The organism is Paraburkholderia nemoris, from assembly GCF_905221015.1.
Classification (GTDB): Bacteria; Pseudomonadota; Gammaproteobacteria; order Burkholderiales; family Burkholderiaceae; genus Paraburkholderia; species Paraburkholderia nemoris.
The window spans coordinates 85085-108069 of sequence record NZ_CAJNBO010000026.1 but is presented as its reverse complement, the minus strand read 5'-3'; the positions used below and the strand labels follow the sequence as shown (position 1 = coordinate 108069).

22 protein-coding genes are annotated in these 22985 nt (G+C 58.9%); 8 read left to right on the top strand and 14 right to left on the bottom strand.

The genetic code is table 11. The features are described 5' to 3' along the window. The first annotated feature begins 7 nt into the window (after nucleotides 1–7). From rfbH to KHO33_RS31910, 6 genes are read left to right on the top strand one after another with little or no spacing between them, the layout of a single operon-like run. Nucleotides 8–1321, top strand: a complete 1314-nt coding sequence (rfbH, locus tag KHO33_RS31935) for a lipopolysaccharide biosynthesis protein RfbH (protein ID WP_200566632.1) — start codon at nucleotides 8–10, stop codon at nucleotides 1319–1321. Nucleotides 1322–1330: 9 nt separating this feature from the next. Further along, the gene (locus KHO33_RS31930; protein WP_200566633.1) at nucleotides 1331–2377 is read left to right on the top strand and encodes an NAD-dependent epimerase/dehydratase family protein; all 1047 of its coding nucleotides are present in this window, start codon (nucleotides 1331–1333) and stop codon (nucleotides 2375–2377) included. Then, the gene (locus KHO33_RS31925; RefSeq protein ID WP_200566634.1) at nucleotides 2374–3180 is read left to right on the top strand and encodes a transketolase; all 807 of its coding nucleotides are present in this window, start codon (nucleotides 2374–2376) and stop codon (nucleotides 3178–3180) included. Before KHO33_RS31930 ends, KHO33_RS31925 begins: the two co-directional genes overlap by 4 nt. Further along, nucleotides 3177–4103: a transketolase family protein gene (locus tag KHO33_RS31920; protein WP_200566635.1), complete on the top strand. Its 927-nt coding sequence runs from the start codon at nucleotides 3177–3179 to the stop codon at nucleotides 4101–4103. Before KHO33_RS31925 ends, KHO33_RS31920 begins: the two co-directional genes overlap by 4 nt. Further along, complete coding sequence (locus KHO33_RS31915; protein WP_200566636.1) at nucleotides 4081–4497, top strand: GtrA family protein; 417 nt, start codon at nucleotides 4081–4083, stop codon at nucleotides 4495–4497. Before KHO33_RS31920 ends, KHO33_RS31915 begins: the two co-directional genes overlap by 23 nt. Further along, nucleotides 4494–5489 (top strand): glycosyltransferase family 2 protein, encoded by a 996-nt coding sequence (locus KHO33_RS31910; RefSeq protein ID WP_200566637.1) that lies wholly within the window; start codon nucleotides 4494–4496, stop codon nucleotides 5487–5489. The genes KHO33_RS31915 and KHO33_RS31910 overlap by 4 nt, the downstream gene beginning before the upstream one ends. A gap of 488 nt (nucleotides 5490–5977) precedes the next feature. Here KHO33_RS31910 and KHO33_RS31905 read toward each other — a convergent pair whose 3' ends face one another. From KHO33_RS31905 to KHO33_RS31875, 7 genes are all read right to left on the bottom strand, one after another. After that, a complete protein-coding gene (locus KHO33_RS31905; protein ID WP_200566638.1) occupies nucleotides 5978–7981 on the bottom strand; it encodes an ABC transporter ATP-binding protein in 2004 nt (667 codons plus the stop codon). A gap of 285 nt (nucleotides 7982–8266) precedes the next feature. Beyond that, nucleotides 8267–9181 carry a glycosyltransferase family 2 protein gene (locus KHO33_RS31900; RefSeq protein ID WP_200566639.1) on the bottom strand — a complete coding sequence of 305 codons (915 nt, stop codon included), beginning with the start codon at nucleotides 9179–9181 and terminating at the stop codon, nucleotides 8267–8269. Then, the gene (gene rfbD, locus KHO33_RS31895) at nucleotides 9163–10056 is read right to left on the bottom strand and encodes a dTDP-4-dehydrorhamnose reductase (RefSeq protein ID WP_234480709.1); all 894 of its coding nucleotides are present in this window, start codon (nucleotides 10054–10056) and stop codon (nucleotides 9163–9165) included. The genes KHO33_RS31900 and rfbD overlap by 19 nt, the downstream gene beginning before the upstream one ends. 8 nt (nucleotides 10057–10064) lie before the next feature. Beyond that, nucleotides 10065–10616 carry a dTDP-4-dehydrorhamnose 3,5-epimerase gene (gene rfbC, locus KHO33_RS31890; protein ID WP_200566641.1) on the bottom strand — a complete coding sequence of 184 codons (552 nt, stop codon included), beginning with the start codon at nucleotides 10614–10616 and terminating at the stop codon, nucleotides 10065–10067. Beyond that, entirely contained in the window at nucleotides 10601–11494 is an 894-nt protein-coding gene (gene rfbA, locus KHO33_RS31885; RefSeq protein ID WP_200566700.1) for a glucose-1-phosphate thymidylyltransferase RfbA, read from the bottom strand. The genes rfbC and rfbA overlap by 16 nt, the downstream gene beginning before the upstream one ends. 10 nt (nucleotides 11495–11504) lie before the next feature. Continuing rightward, entirely contained in the window at nucleotides 11505–12566 is a 1062-nt protein-coding gene (gene rfbB / locus KHO33_RS31880) for a dTDP-glucose 4,6-dehydratase (RefSeq protein WP_200566642.1), read from the bottom strand. Between the two features lie 299 nt (nucleotides 12567–12865). Then, complete coding sequence (locus KHO33_RS31875; RefSeq protein ID WP_200566643.1) at nucleotides 12866–13777, bottom strand: GDP-mannose 4,6-dehydratase; 912 nt, start codon at nucleotides 13775–13777, stop codon at nucleotides 12866–12868. A gap of 222 nt (nucleotides 13778–13999) precedes the next feature. On the opposite strand from KHO33_RS31875, the gene KHO33_RS31870 reads away from it, so the two are divergent. Next, nucleotides 14000–14914, top strand: coding sequence for a symmetrical bis(5'-nucleosyl)-tetraphosphatase (locus KHO33_RS31870; RefSeq protein WP_200566644.1), 915 nt, complete (start codon nucleotides 14000–14002; stop codon nucleotides 14912–14914). Between the two features lie 9 nt (nucleotides 14915–14923). Here the strand turns inward: KHO33_RS31870 and KHO33_RS31865 are convergent, their stop codons facing one another. The 5 genes from KHO33_RS31865 to ruvX form a co-directional block, all read right to left on the bottom strand. Further along, nucleotides 14924–15775, bottom strand: a complete 852-nt coding sequence (locus KHO33_RS31865; protein ID WP_200566645.1) for a lysophospholipid acyltransferase family protein — start codon at nucleotides 15773–15775, stop codon at nucleotides 14924–14926. 41 nt (nucleotides 15776–15816) lie between these two features. Beyond that, a complete protein-coding gene (locus KHO33_RS31860) occupies nucleotides 15817–17097 on the bottom strand; it encodes a dihydroorotase (protein ID WP_200566646.1) in 1281 nt (426 codons plus the stop codon). A gap of 116 nt (nucleotides 17098–17213) precedes the next feature. Further along, on the bottom strand, nucleotides 17214–18239 hold the full coding sequence (locus KHO33_RS31855) for an aspartate carbamoyltransferase catalytic subunit (protein WP_200566647.1): 1026 nt from the start codon (nucleotides 18237–18239) through the stop codon (nucleotides 17214–17216). A gap of 71 nt (nucleotides 18240–18310) precedes the next feature. Further along, nucleotides 18311–18841 (bottom strand): bifunctional pyr operon transcriptional regulator/uracil phosphoribosyltransferase PyrR, encoded by a 531-nt coding sequence (gene pyrR, locus KHO33_RS31850; RefSeq protein ID WP_200566648.1) that lies wholly within the window; start codon nucleotides 18839–18841, stop codon nucleotides 18311–18313. After that, nucleotides 18828–19268, bottom strand: a complete 441-nt coding sequence (gene ruvX / locus KHO33_RS31845) for a Holliday junction resolvase RuvX (protein WP_200566649.1) — start codon at nucleotides 19266–19268, stop codon at nucleotides 18828–18830. The genes pyrR and ruvX overlap by 14 nt, the downstream gene beginning before the upstream one ends. A gap of 128 nt (nucleotides 19269–19396) precedes the next feature. Between ruvX and tnpB the strand changes: the two genes are divergently transcribed. Further along, nucleotides 19397–20530 carry an IS200/IS605 family element RNA-guided endonuclease TnpB gene (gene tnpB / locus KHO33_RS31840; RefSeq protein ID WP_200566650.1) on the top strand — a complete coding sequence of 378 codons (1134 nt, stop codon included), beginning with the start codon at nucleotides 19397–19399 and terminating at the stop codon, nucleotides 20528–20530. 59 nt (nucleotides 20531–20589) lie between these two features. Here the strand turns inward: tnpB and KHO33_RS31835 are convergent, their stop codons facing one another. Next, entirely contained in the window at nucleotides 20590–21168 is a 579-nt protein-coding gene (locus KHO33_RS31835; protein ID WP_054041678.1) for a YqgE/AlgH family protein, read from the bottom strand. 264 nt (nucleotides 21169–21432) lie between these two features. After that, a complete protein-coding gene (locus KHO33_RS31830; RefSeq protein ID WP_200566651.1) occupies nucleotides 21433–22842 on the bottom strand; it encodes a hypothetical protein in 1410 nt (469 codons plus the stop codon). Nucleotides 22843–22985: the final 143 nt, after the last annotated feature.

The window sequence follows — 22985 nt, the reverse complement described above, 5'->3', positions numbered from 1 at the left end:
TCCGCTCATGAACAAAGATCAACTCCGTGAACAAATTATCCAACTCGTGCAGCAATATGGCACGTTGGCAACTCAACGGCCGGTGTTCGAGCCCGGTCAAACCGCGATCCCGCCTTCAGGTAAGGTAATTGGCGCCCGAGAAATGGAACTGATGGTCGAGGCATCGCTCGACGGCTGGCTGACGACGGGTCGCTTCAACGATGAGTTCGAAAAGAAGCTGGCAGCTTTTCTAGGCGTCAAATATCTGATTACCGTGAACTCTGGTTCGTCAGCCAATCTCGTCGCATTTTCCACACTTACGTCGCCCAAACTCGGCGATCGTGCAATCCGACCCGGTGACGAGGTAATCGGCGTTGCCGCCGGCTTCCCCACCACTGTAAACCCTATTCTGCAGTTCGGCGCAGTACCTGTCTTTGTGGATGTGGAGCTAGGTACATACAACATTGACGCAAGCCAAATCGAAGCTGCGATTTCGCCGAAGACGAAGGCGATCATGCTCGCGCATACGCTCGGTAATCCGTACAACCTCGAGGTTATTGCGGCATTGTGCAAAAAGCACAATCTTTGGCTAATCGAAGATTGTTGCGACGCCCTCGGCGCAACTTATAACGGCCAGTTGGTCGGTACATTCGGCGATATCGGAACTCTTAGCTTCTACCCGGCGCACCATATAACGATGGGCGAAGGGGGCGCCGTGTTCACCAACAACCCGGATTTGAAGTTGATCGCCGAGTCGTTTCGAGACTGGGGCCGCGATTGCTACTGTGCACCGGGCAAGGACAACACCTGCGGTAAGCGATTCTGCTGGAAACTAGGCAATCTGCCAGAAGGGTACGACCACAAATACACCTACTCACACTTGGGTTACAACCTGAAAATCACCGATATGCAGGCAGCGTGTGCGCTTGCGCAAATGGATCGACTTGAAGGTTTTGTTCAAGCGCGGCGCGACAACTTCGGATATCTGCACGATCGCTTGCAAAGCTGCAAGGAATTCCTGATCTTGCCAAACGCAACGCCAAATTCAGATCCGTCATGGTTCGGCTTTCCGATTACTCTGAAGCCGGAAGCGGAATTTCGTCGAGTCGACTTGCTTGCCTACCTCGATCAAAACAAGATCGGTACGCGTTTGCTATTCGCCGGAAACCTTACGCGGCAGCCATATATGATTGGTCGTGAATACCGCGTAAGTGGCGAATTGAAGAACACTGATATCGTCATGAACCAAACGTTTTGGGTTGGCGTGTATCCGGGTCTCAGCCGCGAAATGCTCGACTTTGTCGTCGAAAAGCTCGAAACGTTCCTCGGCGTCAATTTCTAAGAGCGAACTATGCGAAAGCCGCTTCCGCGGGAGGATTTGGACTTTGTAATCGAGCGAACGGCTAACGTCTGGTCCGCCTTTGACCGGGCGCGGCTTTTCGTCACTGGGGGGACTGGTTTCATCGGTTCATGGCTGCTTGAAGTGTTCCAGCATGCCAACGTTGTGACAGGCAGCCGCATTGAGATCGTTGCTTTGAGTCGCGATCCTGACAGGGCCATCGGTCAAGCGCCACATCTATTCAATGCAGCCGGTATAGCGTTGATCAAGGGCGACGTCACGAATTTCGAAGCCGATATCGGAGCGATTGATGTGTGCGTCCACGCCGCAACCGACGTTGCGGACTCGACGAAAGCCAGTGATACGTTGCGCGTCTTCGACACCGGCGTTCTCGGCACACGACGAGTCCTTGATTTTGCTCAGGCGAACGGCGCATCACGCTTTCTTTTGACTTCGAGCGGCGCGGTGTACGGCGCACAGCCGGCGACACTTGCTCGGACACCAGAGACCTTTTCAGGTGCGCCTGACACGCTCGATGCGACTACCGCATACGGCCAAAGCAAACGCGCAGCCGAATGGCTCGCATCGGCTTACGCGCTACACAGCGATCTGCGTGTATCGATTGCCCGTATTTTTGCTCTAGTGGGTCCGGCTATTCCCCTTGACGGGCCGTTCGCCGCAGGCAACTTCATTCGCGATGCTCTCGCGGGACGACCGATTTCCATTGAAGGCGACGGACGGCCACTACGCAGTTACCTCTACATGGCTGACGCCTGCGTTTGGCTATTGCACGTGCTCCTAGCCGGTGAGCACGGGAACGCGTACAACGTCGGCTCCGAGCGCGAAATTTCGATTATAGACCTCGCCCGCGCTATTGAATCCCTGTGCGGTTCCGCGATTCCTGCAGTACCTGGCCTTCCACCCAAGGCCGGTCCGGCACCGCGATATGTACCTGATACGGCGAAGGCACGGAAAACGCTCAATGTTGAGGAATTTACTCCTCTAGAACTGGCTCTGGCCAAGACGATAAACTGGAACCGGATGGCGGTCACAGCATGAAAAAATTCGACGCAGTTCGACTCCGCAAGACCATTCTCGATATGGCATTTGCTGGCTCTACGGTTCATATTGGTTGCGCTTTTTCGATCGTAGAGCTCCTGGCGGTACTCTATCGCAATCACTTGCGCTTCGATGAAGCCGATCCACACAGCGCTCGACGAGACTACATGGTGCTCAGCAAAGGTCATGGCGTAATGGCGCAATACGCATGTTTGCACCAGATCGGCTGGCTGCGGGATGACGATATCGCTCATTACTTCAGAAATGGCACAAAGCTCAAAGGTTTGGCCGACGCACATGTACCCGGCGTCGAAGTCACTGCGGGTTCGCTCGGTCATGGATTGTCCGTGGGCGTCGGCCTCGCACTAGCTGCCAAAATGAATAAGACCGGTCAGATGTGCTACGCACTTGTAGGCGACGGCGAACTGAACGAAGGGCCCATCTGGGAGGCCGCCCTCTTCGCCGCGCAGTTTAAGCTCGACAATCTCGTCGTCATCATTGACGTGAACGGCTTTCAAGCCATGGGACCAACCGACGAAATTATCGGACTAGGCGACATTCAGGCAAAGTTCATTGCGTTCGACTTTGATGCTGTAACCATTGACGGCCACGACGAGTCCGCGATCGACCGGGCATATCAGGAGTTAAGAAATCGCAAAGATGGTCGGCCGAAGGCTTTGATTGCCAAAACGGTAAAAGGGAAAGGCGTGTCGTTCATGGAGCATGAGAACATATGGCATTACACGCGACTTAACTCGCAGACCTACGAAGCTGCGATTGCAGAACTTGGAGGCCAAGCATGAGAGACGCATTTTCGAATGCTTTAGTCGCCGCCGCGAGGAGAGATCCGAAGGTACTCCTGCTGACCGGCGACCACGGTTATGCCCTCTTTGATGCGTTCCGGAAAGCGTGCCCAGATCAGTATCTAAATTGCGGCATCGCGGAGCAAAACATGGTCGGAGTTGCGGCCGGGCTTGCAAAGGCCGGCTTTCACCCAATCGTCTATGGTCTTGCGGCATTCGTTCCGATCCGTGTACTCGAACAGATCAAAATAGACGTGTGTTATGAGGAGTTGCCAGTCACCTTCATTGGTGACGGCGCAGGCGTGGTCTACGCTCAGCTAGGCACGAGCCATCAAAGCACCGAGGACATCGCTGCACTGCGCGCGATCCCGCAAGTTTCGATCTATTCGCCCAGTGATCGATTCGAACTTACCGCTTGCGTAGAACATATCGTAAGTGAGCGTCGTCCTGCCTATCTCCGAATGGGCAAGGCTGATCTGGGTGACGTACACGGCGGCGCCCTCACCGATTGGACGGGCGGCGACCTGATCCCGATAACGAATACCGGAGCCCCCTACCTATTCGTCGGCACTGGGTCAGGCGTCAAGCTGGCTCAAAAGGCAGCAACGGCAATCGGTAACGCAGACGTTGTGTCAGTACCTTGCTTGAAACCCTTTCCTGCCTTATCCCTGCATAAGTTAGCTGCGGGGCGCGAAGCAATCGTCACGTTCGAAGAGCATTCGATTTACGGAGGACTGGGTGGCGTGGTTGCCGAAACACTGATGGGTAAGTTTGTCGGGACATTTGTGCGTGTGGGTATTAAGGATCAGTTCAGTACGTTGTGCGGAAACTACCCATTTCTGATGGAAAGTCACGGCTTGGCGCCCCACACAGTGGAAGATCAGATCAGAAAGGCTCTTGATGCAAGTGCTCAATACCAATAGTAAAGGGTCGGGCGGCGAACTGCCCTCGAAAACGCCGTATCAATTGCTACGCTTCCTCGTGGTCGGGGGACTCAACACGGTTTTCGGGTATTCCCTATTTGTCGCACTGACATACATTGGAGTGGGGTATCCAATTGCAATCGGACTCGCGACAGTCGGCGGTGTACTGTTCAATTTTCAGAGCGTCGGTCGACTGGTATTCGGAGGGGCGCCGCGGTCGCGTTTCTGGCGTTTTGTCGGCGTGTACTGCGTCGTCTACCTGGTCAACCTAGGCGGTGTCCGTGCGATCCTCGGGTTAGGCATCAACGTCTACATAGCCAACGCGATTATGCTGATTCCGCTAAGCTTGGTCGCCTTCATTCTTAATCGTCGGTTTGTTTTCAATTTGCCATGAAGCATATTACGGTCGTCACCCCCTGTTTTAATGAAGAAGAAAACGTTGAGGCAGTGTACAGCGAAACGCGTCGCATTTTCTCGACGATTTCTAACGTTACCTACGACCACCTTTTCATCGACAATGCTTCCACTGATACCACGGTGAGCAAGTTGCGTGACATTGCAGCCGCTGACCCTGCAGTGAGCGTGATTGTAAACGCTCGAAATTTTGGACACATTCGTTCCCCGATGTACGGGCTGCTGCAAGCCAAGGGAGATGCCGTAATTCTGCTCGTGGCAGATCTCCAGGATCCGCCTGAGTTGATGCGGGACTTTGTTGAGAGCTGGCTTGCGGGCGCACCCATTGTGATTGGCGTTAAACCGGAGGCAAAAGAGTCTGCACTTTTCTTCGCCCTTCGTCGTATGTACTACCGTCTGGTTACGCGTATCGCGAACGTGAAGCTCATCCAGAACTTCACGGGATTCGGTCTTTACGACCGCAAAGTGATTGAGATTTTGCGCGAGATCGACGATCCATATCCATACTTCCGGGGGTTGATCTGCGAGATCGGGTTCGACGTTGTTCAACTACCTTATGTTCAACCGAGACGGAAGCGCGGCATTTCCAAGAATAACTTTTACACCTTGTACGACATTGCGATGCTCGGTATTACGTCGCATTCGAAGGTGCCTCTGCGACTCGCGACCATTGCTGGATTTTTTTTATCGGGCCTCAGTCTTTGTGTTTCGTTAGTTTATCTGCTGCTAAAGCTCCTATACTGGAATAAGTTTTCGATGGGCAGCGCGCCAATGCTTATCGGCTTGTTCTTCTTCTCTTCGGTGCAGTTATTTTTCATTGGGTTGCTTGGAGAATATGTTGGCGCCATTCTCACCTATGCTCAAAAACGGCCTTTGGTCATCGAGCGGGAGCGAATCAACTCAGATGGGTTGACGTCTTCAAGACAGCACTCCGAAAGACCTGCGACCGACTCTATTGCCCCGACTGCGTGACTGCTTAGACGTAAGGTGCGGTCGGCCGCACTTGGCTCGACAACAGTGTTAGTCCATATTGTCGTTGCCGACTGGTGGCTAGCTGTCCGGAGAGACGGCACATGCGGAAACCACCAGCCTCTATATCGCCGATCAGTGATTTACGCTCGTGGCGACATGGAGCGCAGCCGTTCGACACTCGTCAACGGGTCCGGCGTGCCGTACGTCGCTCCGACCACTCGTAGAGGTCATGCGTCGGTACGTGATGGGTGTTCGAAGACCCACGCCAAACATCTGAGCGGGCGAGTCGACATCATCGTCCGACTCAACGAGAAAACATTTCGTCTATCGTCGTCGGTGATTCGGAAGGCCTTTGGCGGGTCTCGTACGCTCTGTTGCGAAAGATCGTGGACATCTAGCCGCGCGATGCCGTCGACACGACCTCCGCAGAGCGGATACGAAGTATCGTTACTGATCCGAAAACGGCAACCGACGGCTGCGCTGATGGTCTATTGCTTCGGTTCCAGATACAGCATGGTGCTATCCGAGTTTTTAGCGCGCACCACGTAATGGGCAAGGATTTCCTCCATAGGAATTTTTAGCCCCGCATCGGTGTATCCACCGACCCCATAGAAAACGCAACGCAGGTGTCCCGTCAGGAAGTCACTCACAAACTTCTGCTCATCTGATTTAAGCAAAATCTCGACAAGCCCGGGCCCCTCAACTGGAGATGCCAAGCCCGTTTCCGCGTGATATATCCCTTGTCGTTGCGACACAATCAGGCATTTCCGACTTTCGATCGAATGAGCTTTGATGAAGTCAATTTCGTTGGCGACGAACGGCTCTTCAATCACGCCGCGCGACTTGTATTCTCGCGACGCTTCAACCAGAAACGATGGAATTTTCATGAGAAATACACAGCATGCAAGCAGTAAAAAACTCAAGGAGGCGATCGGGATGCATATCTGTCTTTTTGGAATCAAACCCGCTCTGATTGATCGCAAAGATTGATCCGCAAAAATTGCAATTAGTACGGCTGCAGGCCAACACACCGTGATCAGATTCAATACGTGGGACCGACCTTCGTAATATACGAAGAGTCCCAGCCCTAGCATGCTGAGGTAAAAAAGCATGTCATCTTTCGCCCGTTGGTGGCGCGCACGCCACGCCACCAGGGCTGAAATAAGCCCAATTAGGTAGACTCCGAGGATCGACATCCACGGGTCCGGGTGATTTGGCAGCGGGAGCATCATCAGGCCAAGACTGTAGAAGATCTTTTGATACGCTAGCAACCAGAACCAATTCAGTGGTTCACCCGCCTTCCACGACATCGCCATCAAGAAAGTAACGATTACGGCCACGGTCACCGAAACATGGAGGCCAATCGCGACGATGTATTTCGTCGGTCGCCAGGCGTCCGCAGGTGGACCGGCAACCCGCCACGATTTCATATTGACCAATGCAGTAACTAGCCGACCTACCAGATAGGCAGCAAACACTACAGTTATGAAGAGGCCGGAGTCGAGATTCCAAAGCAAGCCGATTGCGCCGATCAGCGAGACAATGCAAGTTCGAGTGAGATTCCGTTTCGCCAGGAACCACTGAAAAGCGAAGAGAGATATCGCCGGCCAGAAGAAGCGGGTCGGCCAATATTGATAATAGCGCTCGTCGATCCCAGCAATGTGTAGTGTGGTCTCAAAAGTCAGCAGCACAAGCGCCAAACCCGTGACGATGAGCAATGGCTTGATCTTGATATTGCGGGAAAGAACGCTATAAAGTGCCGCGAGCGATATGGCCTGCAGGACAGCAAAGAAGCCGCTGAGCTTGAGCACGGACAGACCTATCAGCTTGAATAACGGCCCAATAATTTCCGGAAACAAGCCGTATTGGGACGGCAGGTCAACCATAAGCGTTTTACCAGCGACGACCTGGCTCAATGCATAAAATATAGGGTCGGCATGGGTCGACCAGTAGCCGTCGCGCGTTACGGAAGTAATGCTGACAAGACGCCATGAAGCGAGTTGAAGTGCTACTGCGGATAAAAAAAAGCCCCAAAGGATCGGCGCGGAAATTTTGACCTGGAGAGATCGAACGCGGCCTTGCGACAAAGACAAAAATTCGTGGGACATCAGCGCTGCCACCACTGCCGCCCCGATCAATGCAAGCCCACCGTGTAACCGTGGCTTGTCGTATTCGCCGATGACCGCTGTGACGAAATCAGAAAACAAAAGTGGGGCGAACAGTAGCCCGACGGCAAGAATTGGTTGAAATTTCTCTGCCGCTCCACTCGGAGTATGTCGAAATGGTGAAAAGGCCACCGCATATACCAAGATCGGCGCTGCTCCCGCAAGCAGCACGAATACGAATTGTTCCTTCGGTTTTGGCAAAACGAAGCTTTTGTATGCGTCGATTATCAGATCAACTGATGGAAGCGCTTTTGGTGGGATGAACTGATACATCCAAGCAAAGGCGAACGCGGCGACAGCAATCGTCGCCGCGATGATCAGAAACACGCTCTGAACCCGATGAATCTCCCAACTCTTTGAAGCATTCAACGTATGCTCTCGCTTTCAGTAAATTTGAAGAGCATTGTATAGGACACGAAGACAAAAATTTTCGTCCGTCAAGTACCCTCTGGGTAAGGCAACTTCATCGGCAGTTGCTACCTCGCGTCTTCGGTGGCGGCGCTTACAGTGTATGCATCGTCTTCGTGCTTCAAATAACTGCACGTTGTGCAGGATGGATCAGATGCGACACTGTTTAACAAAATCCGTCGTCGGAATGATCGCTTAGGGGAGTCAGGAATAGCGCCCTAACCGACCGCGCCAACCATCACATAAACCACGTAACGCCATCTTCAGATGTTGCCGGCGCTGAGTCGGAAAAAATGAGTAAATCACAATCCGAACGGGAAGCTTGATCAATTCCGTCGTCTTCCATGTCCACGGTATATAGGAGCGCCTCATCAGCGCAACAGCATTCCGGAATTGATAGTAGTGCCGCAGCGGTCCATGCATCGGATAAGATCGCCCCAAAACACGCACTGGTTCTCCACCTAATTCGTGACTCATACGTACCCAAGGCACACCTAGTACACGGTAACCCCTGTGTTTCGCTCGCACACACCATTCAAGATCTACGAAGTCAATGAATAGCGCGTCTTCCATCGGACCAATACTCGACCACCACTGAAGGTTGATGCACGATCCAGACGAGATTAGAAAGTCGACGTCGATTGGCTGATCTCCTTCCGGCGTGACACGCTCCAGCCTCCACCATTTGAAGCGCACGAACGGTGCGACGCCGCGCAGGCGTGCGTCGTCGTAGGCCGGTCCCGCCAGCGCAACGCGACCACCCGACTCGTTGGCCCGGGCAATAACCATCGGCAACTCGGTGAACAAGGACGCGGGAGGCTCGCTGTCCTGATCGAACAGGATCGCCATCTCAAATCCGTCGCGAATCAAGGCCTCGACGCCCTGATTGATCGCCGTCGCGATCCCCACGTTCTCGCCGTTAGGCAAGTATTCGACCGCTTCAGACAACCCAAGCTCGTTTGCCGCGCGGACGGCAGGCGTATTGTCGACAACCACGCAATGCATGATCGCCGCAAGCCGATTGGCCCGCTGGACGCAGGCTGCATCGGGATTATAGAAAACGACTACCGCGCCCGTGCGCGGCATGGTCGACTTGTCGCTCAACTCGCCGCCATGCATAGACGCAACGCTTCGCGCCAGTCTGGGGCACGCACACCGAACGTATTGGCGAGCTTGTCGTTCGAAATACGCGAGTTAGCAGGCCGCGCCGCCGGCGTCGGATAGGAAGCAGCCGGAATTGGCTTCACGATCGGCTTTTTCGGTAGATCCGAAAATTCGAAAATCGCCTCAGCAAAACCGTGCCACGACGTAGCACCCGAAGCCGTCAGGTGATAGATGCCTGAGTGCTCCTGCCACCAGCCGCCGTCGCCCACAGCAGGGGCCTGCGCCAGCACATTCGCGCTCACCGCGGCAATGGTGTTCGACCACGTAGGCGCGCCGAATTGATCGGCCACCACGCTCAGTTCGTCGCGATCCGCGCCAAGCCGCAGCATGGTCAGCAGGAAGTTTTTTCCCCGCGTGCCGTACACCCAGCTCGTGCGGAAAATCAGATGCGCGCACCCTGCCGCGGCAATCGCCTGCTCGCCAGCAAGCTTGCTCTTGCCATACACGTTCTGGGGATTGACCGCGTCGCTTTCGAGGTATGCACCATCCTTGGTACCGTCGAACACATAGTCCGTGGAATAGTGAACGAGTGCCGCGCCAAGCCGCTTCGCCTCTTCAGCCAGCACGCCAGGTGCTTCGGCATTCAAACGCATGGCGGCTTCGACATCAGTTTCGGCTTTATCAACCGCCGTATGCGCGGCCGGGTTCACGATCAGACCGGGCTTCACCTCACGGACTACTCGCCGCACCTGATCCAGATCGGCAAGATCCAGCGCACTGCGATCCAGCGCGACCACTTTGCCCAGCCCTTGCAGGCTGCGCGCAAGGTCGAAGCCGACTTGCCCATTCACACCAGTCAGCAGAATGGTCTGCTCTTCACGCTTCGCCATTGAAGACCTCACGCGAAATGCTCGGCTTCCGCCAACCGCTTACCCGCGGCATCCTTCGCAGCCAGCAACGGTTCGAAGTCGATCGGCCATTCAATGCCAATCTCCGGATCGTTCCAGACAATGCTGCGCTCGTGTTCAGGGAACCAGTAATCCGTGGTCTTGTACAGAAACTGCGCAGACTCGGACAGCACGACAAAACCATGCGCAAAGCCCGGCGGCACCCACAACTGCCGGTGATTCTCTTCCGACAGAATCACACCCACCCACTTGCCGAAATTCGGCGAACTCTTGCGGATGTCGACTGCAACGTCAAACACCTCGCCTTCCACGACGCGCACCAGCTTGCCTTGCGCATGCACGATCTGATAATGCAGACCACGCAGCACACCTCGTGCGGAACGCGAATGGTTGTCCTGAACAAACTCGACGCCAGCTTCGACATGTTCGGCGAACTCACGACCGTTGAAGCTTTCGTAGAAGAAGCCCCGTGCGTCGCCGAACACTTTCGGCTCAATGATCTTGACTTCCGGCAGCGCCGTAGCGGTTACTTGAATGGCCATGCAACGTGGTCCGTAAGAAGGTTTTGCAGATACTTGCCGTACGCGTTCTTCGCCAGCGGTTTGGCCAGCGCGAGCAGTTGTTCACCGTCGATCCATGCCTGCCGGTAAGCAATCTCTTCCGGACACGCAACCACCAGACCCTGGCGCTTTTGCAGCGTCGCGATGAACGTCGCCGCTTCGATCAGCGAATCATGCGTGCCCGTGTCGAGCCACGCATAGCCACGGCCCATGATCTCGACATTGAGCGCGGCGTTGGCCAGATAACGCGAGTTGACGTCCGTAATTTCGAGCTCGCCGCGCGGCGACGGCTTGATGTCCGCCGCGATATCGCAGACCTGCTTGTCGTAGAAGTACAAGCCAGTAACGGCGTAATGCGAGCGCGGCTTGGCCGGCTTCTCTTCGATCGACAACGCGCGGAACTGCTTGTCGAATTCGACGACGCCATACCGCTCCGGATCGTGCACGTGATAAGCGAAGACCGTAGCGCCTTCGTCTTTCTCGTTCGCGCGTTCCAACTGCTTCGCGAGATCGTGACCGTAGAAAATGTTGTCGCCGAGAATCAGCGCCGACGGATCGTTGCCCACAAAGTCTCGACCGATGATGAACGCCTGCGCGAGACCGTCCGGCGAAGGCTGAACCGCGTACTGAATGTTCATCCCCCACTGGCTGCCGTCGCCGAGCATGGCTTCAAAACGCGGCGTATCCTGCGGCGTGGAGATGATCAGCACGTCGCGAATACCCGCCACCATCAGCGTGGACAGCGGGTAGTAGATCATCGGTTTGTCGTAGACCGGCAGCAACTGCTTGGAGACGACATGCGTGATCGGATACAGGCGCGTGCCCGATCCGCCCGCGAGAATAATGCCTTTGCGCGCCATTGCCGTGCCCTTACGCGCGCTGCGCGTAGTTGGTCTCAACCCACTTCCGATACTCACCCGAAGCGACTTCGTCAGACCACGCCTGATTGTCCAGATACCACTGAACCGTCTTGGCGAGGCCGGTCTCGAACGTCTCCGCCGGCTTCCAGCCGAGTTCGCGCTCGAGCTTGCGGGCGTCGATCGCATAACGGCGGTCGTGGCCGGGACGATCCTTCACATAGGTGATCTGGTCGCGGTACGAGGCGCCTGCCTTCGGACGCAACTGGTCGAGCAGGTCGCACAGCGTATGCACGACGTCGAGGTTCTTCTTTTCGTTCCAGCCGCCAATGTTGTACGTCTCGCCCGGCGTGCCGCGCGCGAGCACTTCGCGGATCGCACTGCAATGGTCGCCGACATACAACCAGTCGCGCACGTTCTGACCGTCGCCGTACACCGGCAGCGCCTTGCCGCTGAGCGCGTTGGCGATCATCAGCGGAATCAGCTTTTCAGGGAACTGGTACGGGCCGTAGTTGTTCGAGCAGTTCGTGGTGAGCACCGGCAGACCATACGTGTGATGGTAGGCGCGCACCAGATGGTCGGAACCCGCCTTGGTGGCCGAATAGGGGCTATTCGGCGCGTACGGCGTGGTTTCGGAAAATTGCGGATCGGTAGCCGACAGCGAGCCGAACACTTCGTCGGTCGAGACGTGCAGGAAACGGAACGCGGCCTTGTCGGCTTCGCCGAGCGCGTTCCAGTACTGACGGGTGGCTTCGAGCAGCGTGAAGGTGCCGACCACATTGGTCTGCACGAAATCAGCCGGGCCGTGAATCGAGCGATCCACGTGGCTTTCAGCGGCAAAGTGCAGCACGGCACGCGGCTTGTGCTCGGCAAAGAGAGCATCCATCGCGGCACGATCGCAGATATCGGCCCGCACGAAGACATGCCGGGGATTGGCCTGTTGCGACTTGAGCGTACCCAGATTGCCGGCGTAGGTCAGTTTGTCTACGTTCAGCACCGCTTCGTCCGACGCATCGAGCCAGTCGAGCACGAAATTGGCGCCGATAAAGCCGGCGCCGCCCGTTACCAGGATCATGAATTTCCCTTCTAGATGTTGGCGGCAGATCGGAATCGATTCACCGATCTACGCACCCCGCGTGGTGGAGTCCGAGTTTTTGTCAACGCCCGGCGCCGCCCCTCGCACAGCGGGCAGGCGCTCAAACGCCAATCTTATAAAGCCCTGATTATAAAGCCGCCCGGGGCAAAAACTAGAACCCTAACAACTTGAAACAGCTTGACAAGTTTGGTTTCCGCTCCCCACCACCGGAGCGCTTTGACGCGGCGCAGCGACGCAAGATAACGGCAGATGTCCTCAGATACCGCCGTTTGCGCTAGTTAAGCCACCAACATCCAGCGAAGCGTATCCATGAACGGAATCGCCTCGACCTTCGGCACCAGCGATCGCAGCTTGGCCGGCGACCCGGCCAGCATCTTCACGTCGGTTTGTCGCACGAAAGCGGGATTGACCCGGATTTCAAGGTCATGTCCGGTCAGATCGCTGGCGGCTGACAGAATGTCCCGCAGCGTGTAAGGCGTGCCCGTACAGACGTTGACCGTTTCCGCAGCGGCCTCCGAGTCGAGCAAAGCCTCATAGGCGTTCGCCACGTAGCGCACGTCCGAGAAATCACGCGCCACGTCGATATTGCCGAGCTCGATCGCAGGTTCGCGCCGCGCGAAATGCTCTACGATCTTCGGCACGAGGAAGTTCGACGCCTGGCCGCGGCCGGTGTAGTTAAACGGCCGCACGATCACGATGGGCAGCCGGTCGAACCAGGTCCGCACCATCGTTTCCATGGCCGCCTTGCTGGCGGCATAGTGGTTCACCGGCGTGACCGGGAAGGTTTCGTCGATGGCGTCGCTGGTGACATTGCCGTACACATTCGCGCTGCTCGCAATCAACAGCTTGCGCGGCATATGGCCAACGGCCGCACAGGCCTCCAGCAGATTCAGCGTGCCGATCACATTGACGCGGTAAAAGTCGAGCGGATCGTTGTGGCCCACGAAGCTGATCGCCGCCAGATGCACAATGTAGTCGGGCCGCGCAGTTTCGATCACGCGCCGGCACGCATCGGGCGACGTAATGTCGAGCCTGAGGCGCGTCGGCGTTTCAGGCTCGTCGCGTCCGGCCACTGTTTCGATCACGGTATGGCCGCGGCCGAGCAGATTGTCGACCAGATAGCGGCCCGTGAAGCCACTCGCCCCGGTGACGAGCGTGCGGATAGGTTGATTCGCATGAATAGACGACATGCTTTCTCCGTTCACGAGGGTCATCCTGTAGTAGTGCAATATCGCGCGCGGCCCTTGCGGTGCGCCTGACGCCCCGGGAATGCCACTTGCTGGCGGCTCCCGACGGCGCTTGCCACGATATCCGTGTATCAAACGGGCTATTATGTCACGCTAATTTGCTGCACCGCCCAACGCGGCACGCCTCGTTCGTAACCGCGTGTATCGAACTGCACCGACTTCTCGATGACATCCTCCACCGCTTCCACCGTCGCTTCTCCTGCCGCGTTTAGTGCCGGATCTATTGCCGTTCCGCAGCCGCACCCGTTACCGCTCGCTTTCGGCGACCTGCAAGGCTGCCGCAAGCCGTTCCAGCAACTGCTGGCCAAGGCCGCGCCGCCCGAGGGCACACCGCTGTGGTTCGCGGGCGACCTGATCAACCGAGGCTCCGAATCGCTCGCCACGCTGCGCGACATCATCGCGCTGGGAGACCGCGCGGTGCCGGTGCTGGGTAACCACGATCTGCATCTGCTGTCGGTATCGGCGGGAATTCGCAAATCCAAGAAAGGCGACACGATCGACGACATTCTCGCCGCGCCGGATGCCGCCGACCTGCTCGAATGGGTCCGCCACCGTCCGCTCGCGCATTTCGAGCACGGCATGCTGATGGTGCATGCGGGTGTACTGCCGCAATGGGACGCCGCCCTGACGATGGAACTCGCCGACGAATTGCAGCGGGCGCTGCGCGCGCCGAACTGGAAGGAAACGCTCGCGGGACTCTACGGCAACGAGCCGAATCGCTGGACGCCCGGCATCAAGGGCATCGAGCGGCTGCGCCTCACGTGCAGCGCTTTGACGCGCATCCGCTTCTGCAATGCTGAAGGCGTGATGGATTTCAGCACCAGCGGCGGCTTGAATTCCGCGCCGCTTGGCAGCATGCCGTGGTTCGACGTGCCGTCGCGCAAGACCGCGGACGTCACCGTGGTGTTCGGCCATTGGGCCGCGCTCGGGTTGACCTTGCGTGACAACCTGATCGGGCTGGATTCCGGCTGCGTCTGGGGCGAGAAACTTTCTGCCGTGCGCCTTGCGCAAAATCCCGTGGAGCGCACGCTGACGCAGGTCGACTGCGAGACTTGCCGCGTAGCAGACGGCGGTAACTAAGCTGCGCAGCTAAGCCGACCGGCCGGATTGATCGACGGGTTCGATCAGCGCCGGAGCGGCGTTGGAGGCGTCAGAGGCACTGGGCGATGCAATCGACGCCGCGATAGCGGCACCAGACCTCGTCATGCCGCCCTGCATCTCCCGCAACGCCGCAGCAATCACCCCTTCCGCCTCGGCCGCCAGCGTGCGCCGATCCGCACCCGGCGCAAGCGGCGCGCCGACATACACGTGCGCGGTCAACGGCCCGCCGCTCAACAGCATGTTCAGCGAATCAGCCAGCGTCAGATCGTCGATATACGCGGGCGCGGTGGATTGCCGGCCCTGCGCATCTTCATACATGATGCACAGCGGCTGCACCGGCGCTGAAGCCGATACGGCAGCCTGGAACATATTCGCGTGAAACGGCAGTAGCGCCAGACCGTTCGTCGTCGTCCCTTCAGGAAACACGCACATCAGCTCGCCCGCGCCCAGACGGTCGGCAAGCTCATGCATGATCCGCTTCGCGTCGCTGCGCTTCTCGCGCTGGATGAACACCGTACCCAATTGCTGCGCCAGCCAGCCGACCACCGGCCACTGCCGGATCTCGGCCTTCGAGACAAACGGCGTGGGCCGCCACGCATTGATCACGTAGATGTCGATCCACGAGATGTGATTGGCGACCACCAGCGCACCGCGGTCAAGCCGCGCGCTGTCGTTATGAACGACGAGCCGCATGCCGCATAGACGCAGCATTTTCAGCGACCATTCGCGGTTGAGCGTCTGCCGCCCATCCGCACCGACCTTGGAAAAGCGCGTCGCAACGATCCACATGCCATGCAGCAGATGGGCGACGAGACGGGCCTTGCGTAATGCGAGCTTCATGGTCGGAGCTTTCCGTAACTAACTGGGCAATGCCGCGAATATTAGCGCTGTTCGAACGCGACGTGACCGGACACGATGGTCGCCCGCACGCGCGCCGGCAGTTCATAGCCGAGGAACGGCGTGTTGTGCCCCTGGCTCTTCAATGCACGCGGCTCGACGCGCCAATACGCGTTGCGGTCGAACACGCAGAGATCGGCGACGGCGCCCACGGCGATGCGGCCCGCCGCCTCCAGCTTCAGCACGTCAGCCGGCGCCGTGGTGATGCGGTTCAGCGCCTTGGCCAACGGCACGCCCGCTTCGTCGGCCCATTTGACTGTTAGCGACAGGAACAGCTCAAGCCCCGTTGCGCCCGGCGTGGCTTCGGCGAACGGCAGCAGCTTTTCGTCGTCGTCGACCGGCGTGTGGTCGGAGCAGATCGCGTCGATCGTACCGTCGACGAGGCCCGCACGGATCGCTTCGCGATCGCGTTGCTGACGCAACGGCGGATCGAGCCGGAACTGCGCGTCGAAGTAGCCGATATCGAGGTCGATCAAATGCACATGGTTCACGGTGACGTCGCACGATACCGGCAAGCCCTCGGCCTTGGCCGCGCGCATCAGCGCAATGCCCGCCGCCGACGACACATGCGACAGATGCACCCGTGCGCCGGTCACGCGGACCAGTTCGAAGATCGTGTGCAGCGCGATCGTTTCAGCCGACACCGGCACGCCGGACAGCCCGAGCCGCGACGCCAGCGCGCCGCTTGCGGCCACGCCGCCCCTGCCGAGATAGGCATCGACCGGACGCAGCCACACCGTGTAGCCGTAAGTCTTCGCGTACTGCAACGCACGCATCAACACCTGCGTGTCGACCACCGGCACATCGGCTTGCGAAAAACCGATACAGCCCGCTTCGGTCAGCTCGACCATCTCGGTGATGACCTGCCCTTTCAGGCCGACGGTCAACGCGCCGAGCGGATACACATGCGCCTGGTCCAGATTGCGCGCGCGGAACTTGAGCATCTCGACGAGGCCCGGTTCATCGAGCGTCGGATCGGTGTCCGGCGGACACACGAGACTCGTCACGCCACCAGCGAGCGCCGCGGCCATTTCGGATTCGAGCGTCGCCTTATGTTCGTAGCCCGGTTCGCGCAAGCGCGCGGACAGGTCGACGAGACCCGGCGCGATATGAAGGCCTTTAGCGTCGATCGTCTTCGTTGCGATGAAATCAGCTGGCGCGTTGCCGATGGCGACGATCTTGCCCGCTGCGATAAAAATGTCCTGGTGCTGTTCGGTGCCCGCTGCCGGATCGATCAGCGTGCCGCCTTGAATATGAATCTTCATGCGCTGCCTTAATGTTTAGCCAAGCGTTCAGCTAAGTTCTGCGTGTCTTGTCGCGTGTGCTGGTGCGTGTGCTGGTGCGTGCGTTGGTGCGTGTGTGGGTGCGCGCCGTGGCGAGATCAATCGTGATTGCCCGCGACGATTCCCATCACCGCCATGCGCACCGCGATGCCGAACGTCACCTGATTCAGAATCACCGATTGCGGACCGTCGGCCACCTGCGAATCGATTTCGACGCCACGATTCATCGGCCCCGGGTGCATCACGATCGCATCGGGTTTGGCGAGCGCGAGGCGCTCCGGCGTCAAACCCCAGCTCTTGAAGTACTCCTGTGCCGACGGCAGCAGCGCGCCGCTCATCCGCTCGTTTTGCAAACGCAGCATGATGATCACGTCGACGTCTTTCAGGCCTTCGTCGAGGTTGTGGAATACGCGCACGCCCATCTGCTCCAGACCGCCCGGCAGCAACGTGCGCGGACCGATCGCGCGCACTTCCGGCACGCCGAGCGTGGTCAGCGCATGAATGTCCGAACGCGCAACCCGCGAATGCAGAATGTCGCCGACGATCGCCACACGCAGATTCGTGAAATCCTTCTTGTAGTGGCGGATCGTGTACATGTCGAGCAGACCCTGGGTCGGGTGTGCGTGACGGCCGTCGCCGGCATTGATCACGTGCACGTGCGGCGCGCAGTGCTGGGCGATCAGGTAGGGCGCACCACTCGAGGCATGACGCACAACGAACATATCGGCATGCATCGCCGAGAGGTTGTTGATCGTGTCGAGCAGCGACTCACCCTTGCTCGTCGAGGAAGCGTTGATGTTCAGATTCAGCACATCCGCCGACAAACGCGTCGCGGCGATCTCGAAGGTCGTGCGGGTGCGCGTCGAGTTCTCGAAGAACAGGTTGAACACCGACTTGCCGCGCAACAACGGCACCTTCTTCACTTCGCGATCGGTCACGCTGACGAACTGGTCGGCGGTATCGAGAATGTGATTGACGATCGCCTTCGGCAAACCTTCGATCGACAACAGATGTTTGAGCTCGCCGTTCTTCGTGAGCTGCGGATTGCCCTTCAGGAAGCCATAACGGAAGCGCTCGGTGGCGCTGTCGGTGGAATCCTGCGGGGCCTGGGTGGCGGTGTTCATGGGGTACCTGCTTCAAATACGGGCTTCAACGTGTTCGGCGTCGATGCCTTGCTCAATGCGCAAAGCTGCGTTCAATCGACGCGTGCTTCGGTGTGAAAGGTGAAACGTTGATTGCCATCGGCGCCGCCTGCTTCGCGGGCGAGGACGAGGGTTGCATCGGCCGGCACATCCACCACGCCGCCGACAAAACGCGCCGCCACCGGCAACTCGCGTCCGCCGCGATCGGCGAGCACCGCCAGTTCGACCGATGCCGGACGGCCGTAGTCGTACAGCTCGTTCAACGCCGCGCGAATCGTGCGGCCGGTGTACAGCACGTCGTCCACCAGCACGATGCGGCGCTTGTCCACGGAAAACGGCAGCGAGGTCGGGCTTGCCTGCGAGTGCAGGCCTTTTTTCGCGTAGTCGTCGCGATGCAGCGCGACATTCACCACGCCGAAGCTCGGCGCCTTCAGATCGCGCGCGAGGCGCTCGGCAAGCCACGCGCCGCCGCTGTAGATGCCGGCCAGCACGGGGCCATCGGCAGCGCTGAAGGCGTCGCCATACGCCGCGCGAACCTGTTCGAGCACGGCGCAATAAAGCGCTTCGGCGTCAATGGAACTCATGATCGTCGGAAAGTCCGTCTAGATATTGCTGGAGGATGATGCTGGCGGCTTCGGCGTCGAGCATGTCGGCGCGGCCGTTGCCGGCGCGGATTTCCGCCTTCGCCTCGACCGACGAATAGCGCTCGTCGATCCATGTCACCGGCAGATTGAAGCGGCCATTCAGCTGATTGCCGAAGCGCTTCGCGAGTTGGGTCATTTCGTGCGGCGTGCCGTCCGGGTGCATGGGTAAGCCGACCACCAGCGCGTCCGGCTTCCACTCGCTGATCAGCTTGCCGATCGCCTCGAAACGGTATTCGCGGCTGCGGTTCTGCACGATCACAAGCGCCCGTGCGCTGCGGGTGAGCGAGTTGCCCACCGCCACGCCGATCCGCTTTTCACCGTAATCGAACGCAAGCAGCGTCGCCTCACGTCCGTCCCGCAGACTCATGCGTCACCTTTCATCAGATCTGCTCCGAGAAACCCCGTCCCTAAGGGGCGGGGAGTGAAAGAAGCGCAGCCGCGAGGCTGCTTCTCCGGATTTTCAATCTCACACAAACACATGATATTGTGTGAATCATGGACATTAAGCGAGCATACCGATTCCGGTTCTACCCGACGGCTGAGCAAGAAGCGATTCTTGCTAGGACGTTTGGATGCGCGCGTTTTGCCTATAACCACATGCTTCGGTTGCGTACTGATGCGTGGTATCAGCGCCAAGAACGAGTCGGATATCACGAAACCTCCGCAGCGCTTACGGCGCTCAAGAAAACACCCGAGCACGCATGGCTGAACGAAGTCAGTTCGGTTCCGGTGCAGCAGGCCTTGCGCCACTTGCAAACGGCATTTGCGAATTTCTTCGCCAAGCGCGCGAAGTATCCGAATTTCAGGCGCAAGGACGGCGCGCAGTCTGCCGAGTACACGACGAGCGCTTTCAAGTGGGATGGTGCGTCATTGAAACTCGCGAAGATGGATGCGCCGCTTGCGATTCGATGGTCACGCACTATCCCGAAGGGAGCGCAGGTAACGACCGTCACGGTGTCGAAAGACGCATCGGGCAGATACCATGTCTCGATACTGTGCGATGACGCGGTAGGAGCAAAGCCAGAGGTATCCGGCAAAGTTGGCATCGACTTAGGTCTGACGCACTTCGCCATCCTTTCTACCGGCGAGAAGATCGCGGCCCCTAACACGTTCCGAAAGAACGAGGCTAAGCTCGCCAAGCTGCAACGGCGACTAGCGAAGAAGCAAAAGGGTTCCGCCAATCGCATGAAGGCGAAGCTCAAAGTTGCACGAATGCATGCCAGGACGGCAGATTCCAGAAGGGACTTCCTGCACAAACTTTCGAGCCGGCTGATAAACGAAAACCAAGTGATCGCCATCGAAAGCCTTGCCGTCAGCAACATGCAGAAGAACCGTTGCCTTGCAAAGTCGATCAGCGATGCAAGCTGGTCCGAGTTCACCCGGCAACTAGAGTACAAAGCGCAGTGGTACGGACGCTCGTTGGTCGGCATCGATAAGTGGTACCCGTCAAGCAAACGATGCAGCGATTGCGGACATACAGTGGTCAAGATGCCGCTGAATATCCGCGCATGGACCTGCCCGGAATGTGGCAGCATCCATGATCGCGACATCAACGCTGCGCGCAATGTTTTGGCCGCCGGACTGGCGGCGTCAGCCCATGGAGAAAGCGTAAGTCCCATGTCTCTTTGAGATGAAGTTGGGTTGCCGTCTGTGAAGTGGGAATCCCCTTCCTTTAGGGAGGGGAGCAGTCAAGCGTGACCTGCTTCGCCCGACAGCATCGACAGCGAGATGCCGAGCAGCGCGAGCGCGGCTTCCAGACGCTCTTCGGCGGGCACGTCGAAAACGATTTTCGGGTCGGCTTCAACCGTAAGCCAGCCGTTCTTCGAAATCTCTTCTTCGAGCTGACCCGCGCCCCAGCCGGCATGGCCGAGCGTCAGCAGAAAACGCTCCGGACCGGTGCCACTCGCAACGGCTTCGAGCACGTCTTTCGACGTGGTCATCTCAAGCCCGCCCGGCACCGACATCGACGACGTATAGGCATTGCCGTCTTTCGGATCGTGCAGCACGAAGCCGCGCTCGGTTTGCACCGGGCCGCCGAAATACACGGGCACATGGAGAAGGGGTTCGATCTCGAGCTTGAGATCGATGCGACTGAAGAGCGCTTCCAGGTCGATATCGGTCGGCCGGTTGATCACGAGGCCGAGCGCGCCGCGCTCACTGTGATCGCAAAGGTAGACCACCGTTCCTGAAAACGTGGGATCGGCCATGCTCGGCATGGCGATCAGGAACTGGTTGGTCAGATTGATGCGATCGGTACTCTTGGACATAGTTCGGATTTTAGCAAAGACGGTGCGGGATGGCGGGCTTTGAGCGCGGGACCGCGATGTGCGCGATGAAGTGCGCCGCGAGCCATCGACGGCGAATCAAGTTGCACTCTATCACGCACGCAGGCCTTGTCCATGGTGCACTCGGCGGTGTTTACGGCACGCATATCGCGTGCCTCCGGGTTCGAACATTGCGCCCCGCTTTTGCCAGCAAGGATGCGTGCCGGCGCACAGGGCATGCTGCTGATTGATACCGCAGCCAGCCGTTCAGGCGCCGCCCTGCTCGATCGAACGCGTCAATGCGGCCAGCGCAGCGTTGCTGCCTGTCGGCGCGACGCCCGCGGCGACTTTGTGCAGCATCGCACGCAGCGCTTCGGCAGCCTGCTCAAGCGTGCTCGCCGCTGGTGCACCGACGATGACATGGGAGCGCACCGCCGGCGTCGATACGCCGGCGTGCGCGCGGCGGCGCCACGCGAGCCCGAGCGCATCGGCAACCAGCGCCACATGGCCGAGGCCCAGCGCGCACGCGGCGGCACCGAGCCGGTAGGCGGCGTCGCCCGCCTGCAACGCTTCGCTCGGATCAGCTTTCTCCGGCTGGTCGGCCGCACGGGCGTGCTCGGTCAGCGCCGAAATCGAGGCATCGGCCGTTTGCAGGAAATCTTCATACGCATGCGCGTTGACGGCCAACACGCCCAGTTCGCGCGTCAGCGTGCTGCGGGTCGCGCTGACCGCCTGCGCCTGTACGGCGCCCGCTTCCCAAAGCATTTCGGATGCCTGGGTGCCCGCGACGTGCCAATCGACCGTCAAGCCATAGTCGTGCAGCACTTCGACCTGATCGGCGTCTTCCGCTGCAGCGCCGAACAGCGCGTAATCGCGCCACAACAGCGCCAGCGTCGCGCGCACCAGCGAACGCGGCGCGCGCTCGATGCCGTGCGCATGGTCGGCCAGCGTGAGATTGCAGCGCGCATAGAAACGCCGCGCGTCGGCACCGCCAGTGGCGCGGCCGCTGACGCGCAGCGCCTTAGCACAAGCTTTGGCGAGGCGCCAGAAATCATAGGGGTCCGGGCCGGCGAGTTCGGCAAAGACGGCGTCCAGCTCGTCGAGCGCCGCGTTCGTGAACGCGAGTGCAGCACCACTGCTATCCGGCTGCGAGCGCAATACCGGCAGCAGTGCGCGCTCGTAGCGCGCCCGCAAATGGGCGAGTTGATCCGCGGACTGGGTATGCAGCGACACCGGCGGCACCGGGCGCGCGTTCAGCGCGAGATCTTCGAATGCGACGGTCGAACCCGGCGTGTGCTCCGACAGATGAGCACACAGCGCATGATAGTGATGGAACAGCGTGGACGAGCAGGACAGCTCGCGCAGATTGTGGCGCTCGAGCGCCGCGCGGAAATCGTGCAATGCCACGCCGAACACGCGCCGCGCGCTCTCCTCGTCAGCCGGATCGCCTTCGGCCAGAGGCGAGAGCCGCACCAGCGCGTCCGCGAAGCGCTGCGCACTCAGCCAGCCGGCCTCGCGCAACGCATGCGACGCACGCAGCAGCGCCGAAGTGCTCTCTCTGTGTTGTTCGAACGCCAGCAACGCCTCTGCCAGCGCCAGCTCCGCTGTGCGGACAGCGCCGCCGCGCGGATTGGGCAATGCATCGAAGGAATCTGGTGCAGCGGATCGAAGAGTCATGGCAGGCGACAGGAAGCTGACGGGCCGCCGCTTCGACGCTGCACGAGAGACTGATCGGCTAACGCGCGAACTGGCGACAGGACATTGACAGATTACCGCTGCGACACGGTGCAACCGGGGATGTTCCGCGCCGCCGCGTCGGG

Coding starts and splice junctions, on each gene's coding strand:
- rfbC (WP_200566641.1), bottom strand. CDS start 10,616: ATGGCCATTCAAGTAACCGCTACGGCGCTGCCGGAAGTCAAGATCATT.
- KHO33_RS31920 (WP_200566635.1), top strand. CDS start 3,177: ATGAGAGACGCATTTTCGAATGCTTTAGTCGCCGCCGCGAGGAGAGAT.
- KHO33_RS31870 (WP_200566644.1), top strand. CDS start 14,000: ATGACATCCTCCACCGCTTCCACCGTCGCTTCTCCTGCCGCGTTTAGT.
- rfbA (WP_200566700.1), bottom strand. CDS start 11,494: ATGGCGCGCAAAGGCATTATTCTCGCGGGCGGATCGGGCACGCGCCTG.
- KHO33_RS31865 (WP_200566645.1), bottom strand. CDS start 15,775: ATGAAGCTCGCATTACGCAAGGCCCGTCTCGTCGCCCATCTGCTGCAT.
- KHO33_RS31930 (WP_200566633.1), top strand. CDS start 1,331: ATGCGAAAGCCGCTTCCGCGGGAGGATTTGGACTTTGTAATCGAGCGA.
- pyrR (WP_200566648.1), bottom strand. CDS start 18,841: ATGAGTTCCATTGACGCCGAAGCGCTTTATTGCGCCGTGCTCGAACAG.
- KHO33_RS31910 (WP_200566637.1), top strand. CDS start 4,494: ATGAAGCATATTACGGTCGTCACCCCCTGTTTTAATGAAGAAGAAAAC.
- rfbB (WP_200566642.1), bottom strand. CDS start 12,566: ATGATCCTGGTAACGGGCGGCGCCGGCTTTATCGGCGCCAATTTCGTG.
- KHO33_RS31860 (WP_200566646.1), bottom strand. CDS start 17,097: ATGAAGATTCATATTCAAGGCGGCACGCTGATCGATCCGGCAGCGGGC.
- KHO33_RS31830 (WP_200566651.1), bottom strand. CDS start 22,842: ATGACTCTTCGATCCGCTGCACCAGATTCCTTCGATGCATTGCCCAAT.
- rfbH (WP_200566632.1), top strand. CDS start 8: ATGAACAAAGATCAACTCCGTGAACAAATTATCCAACTCGTGCAGCAA.
- KHO33_RS31900 (WP_200566639.1), bottom strand. CDS start 9,181: ATGCATGGCGGCGAGTTGAGCGACAAGTCGACCATGCCGCGCACGGGC.
- KHO33_RS31925 (WP_200566634.1), top strand. CDS start 2,374: ATGAAAAAATTCGACGCAGTTCGACTCCGCAAGACCATTCTCGATATG.
- KHO33_RS31875 (WP_200566643.1), bottom strand. CDS start 13,777: ATGTCGTCTATTCATGCGAATCAACCTATCCGCACGCTCGTCACCGGG.
- KHO33_RS31835 (WP_054041678.1), bottom strand. CDS start 21,168: ATGTCCAAGAGTACCGATCGCATCAATCTGACCAACCAGTTCCTGATC.
- tnpB (WP_200566650.1), top strand. CDS start 19,397: ATGGACATTAAGCGAGCATACCGATTCCGGTTCTACCCGACGGCTGAG.
- KHO33_RS31915 (WP_200566636.1), top strand. CDS start 4,081: ATGCAAGTGCTCAATACCAATAGTAAAGGGTCGGGCGGCGAACTGCCC.
- rfbD (WP_234480709.1), bottom strand. CDS start 10,056: ATGGCGAAGCGTGAAGAGCAGACCATTCTGCTGACTGGTGTGAATGGG.
- ruvX (WP_200566649.1), bottom strand. CDS start 19,268: ATGAGTCTGCGGGACGGACGTGAGGCGACGCTGCTTGCGTTCGATTAC.
- KHO33_RS31855 (WP_200566647.1), bottom strand. CDS start 18,239: ATGAACACCGCCACCCAGGCCCCGCAGGATTCCACCGACAGCGCCACC.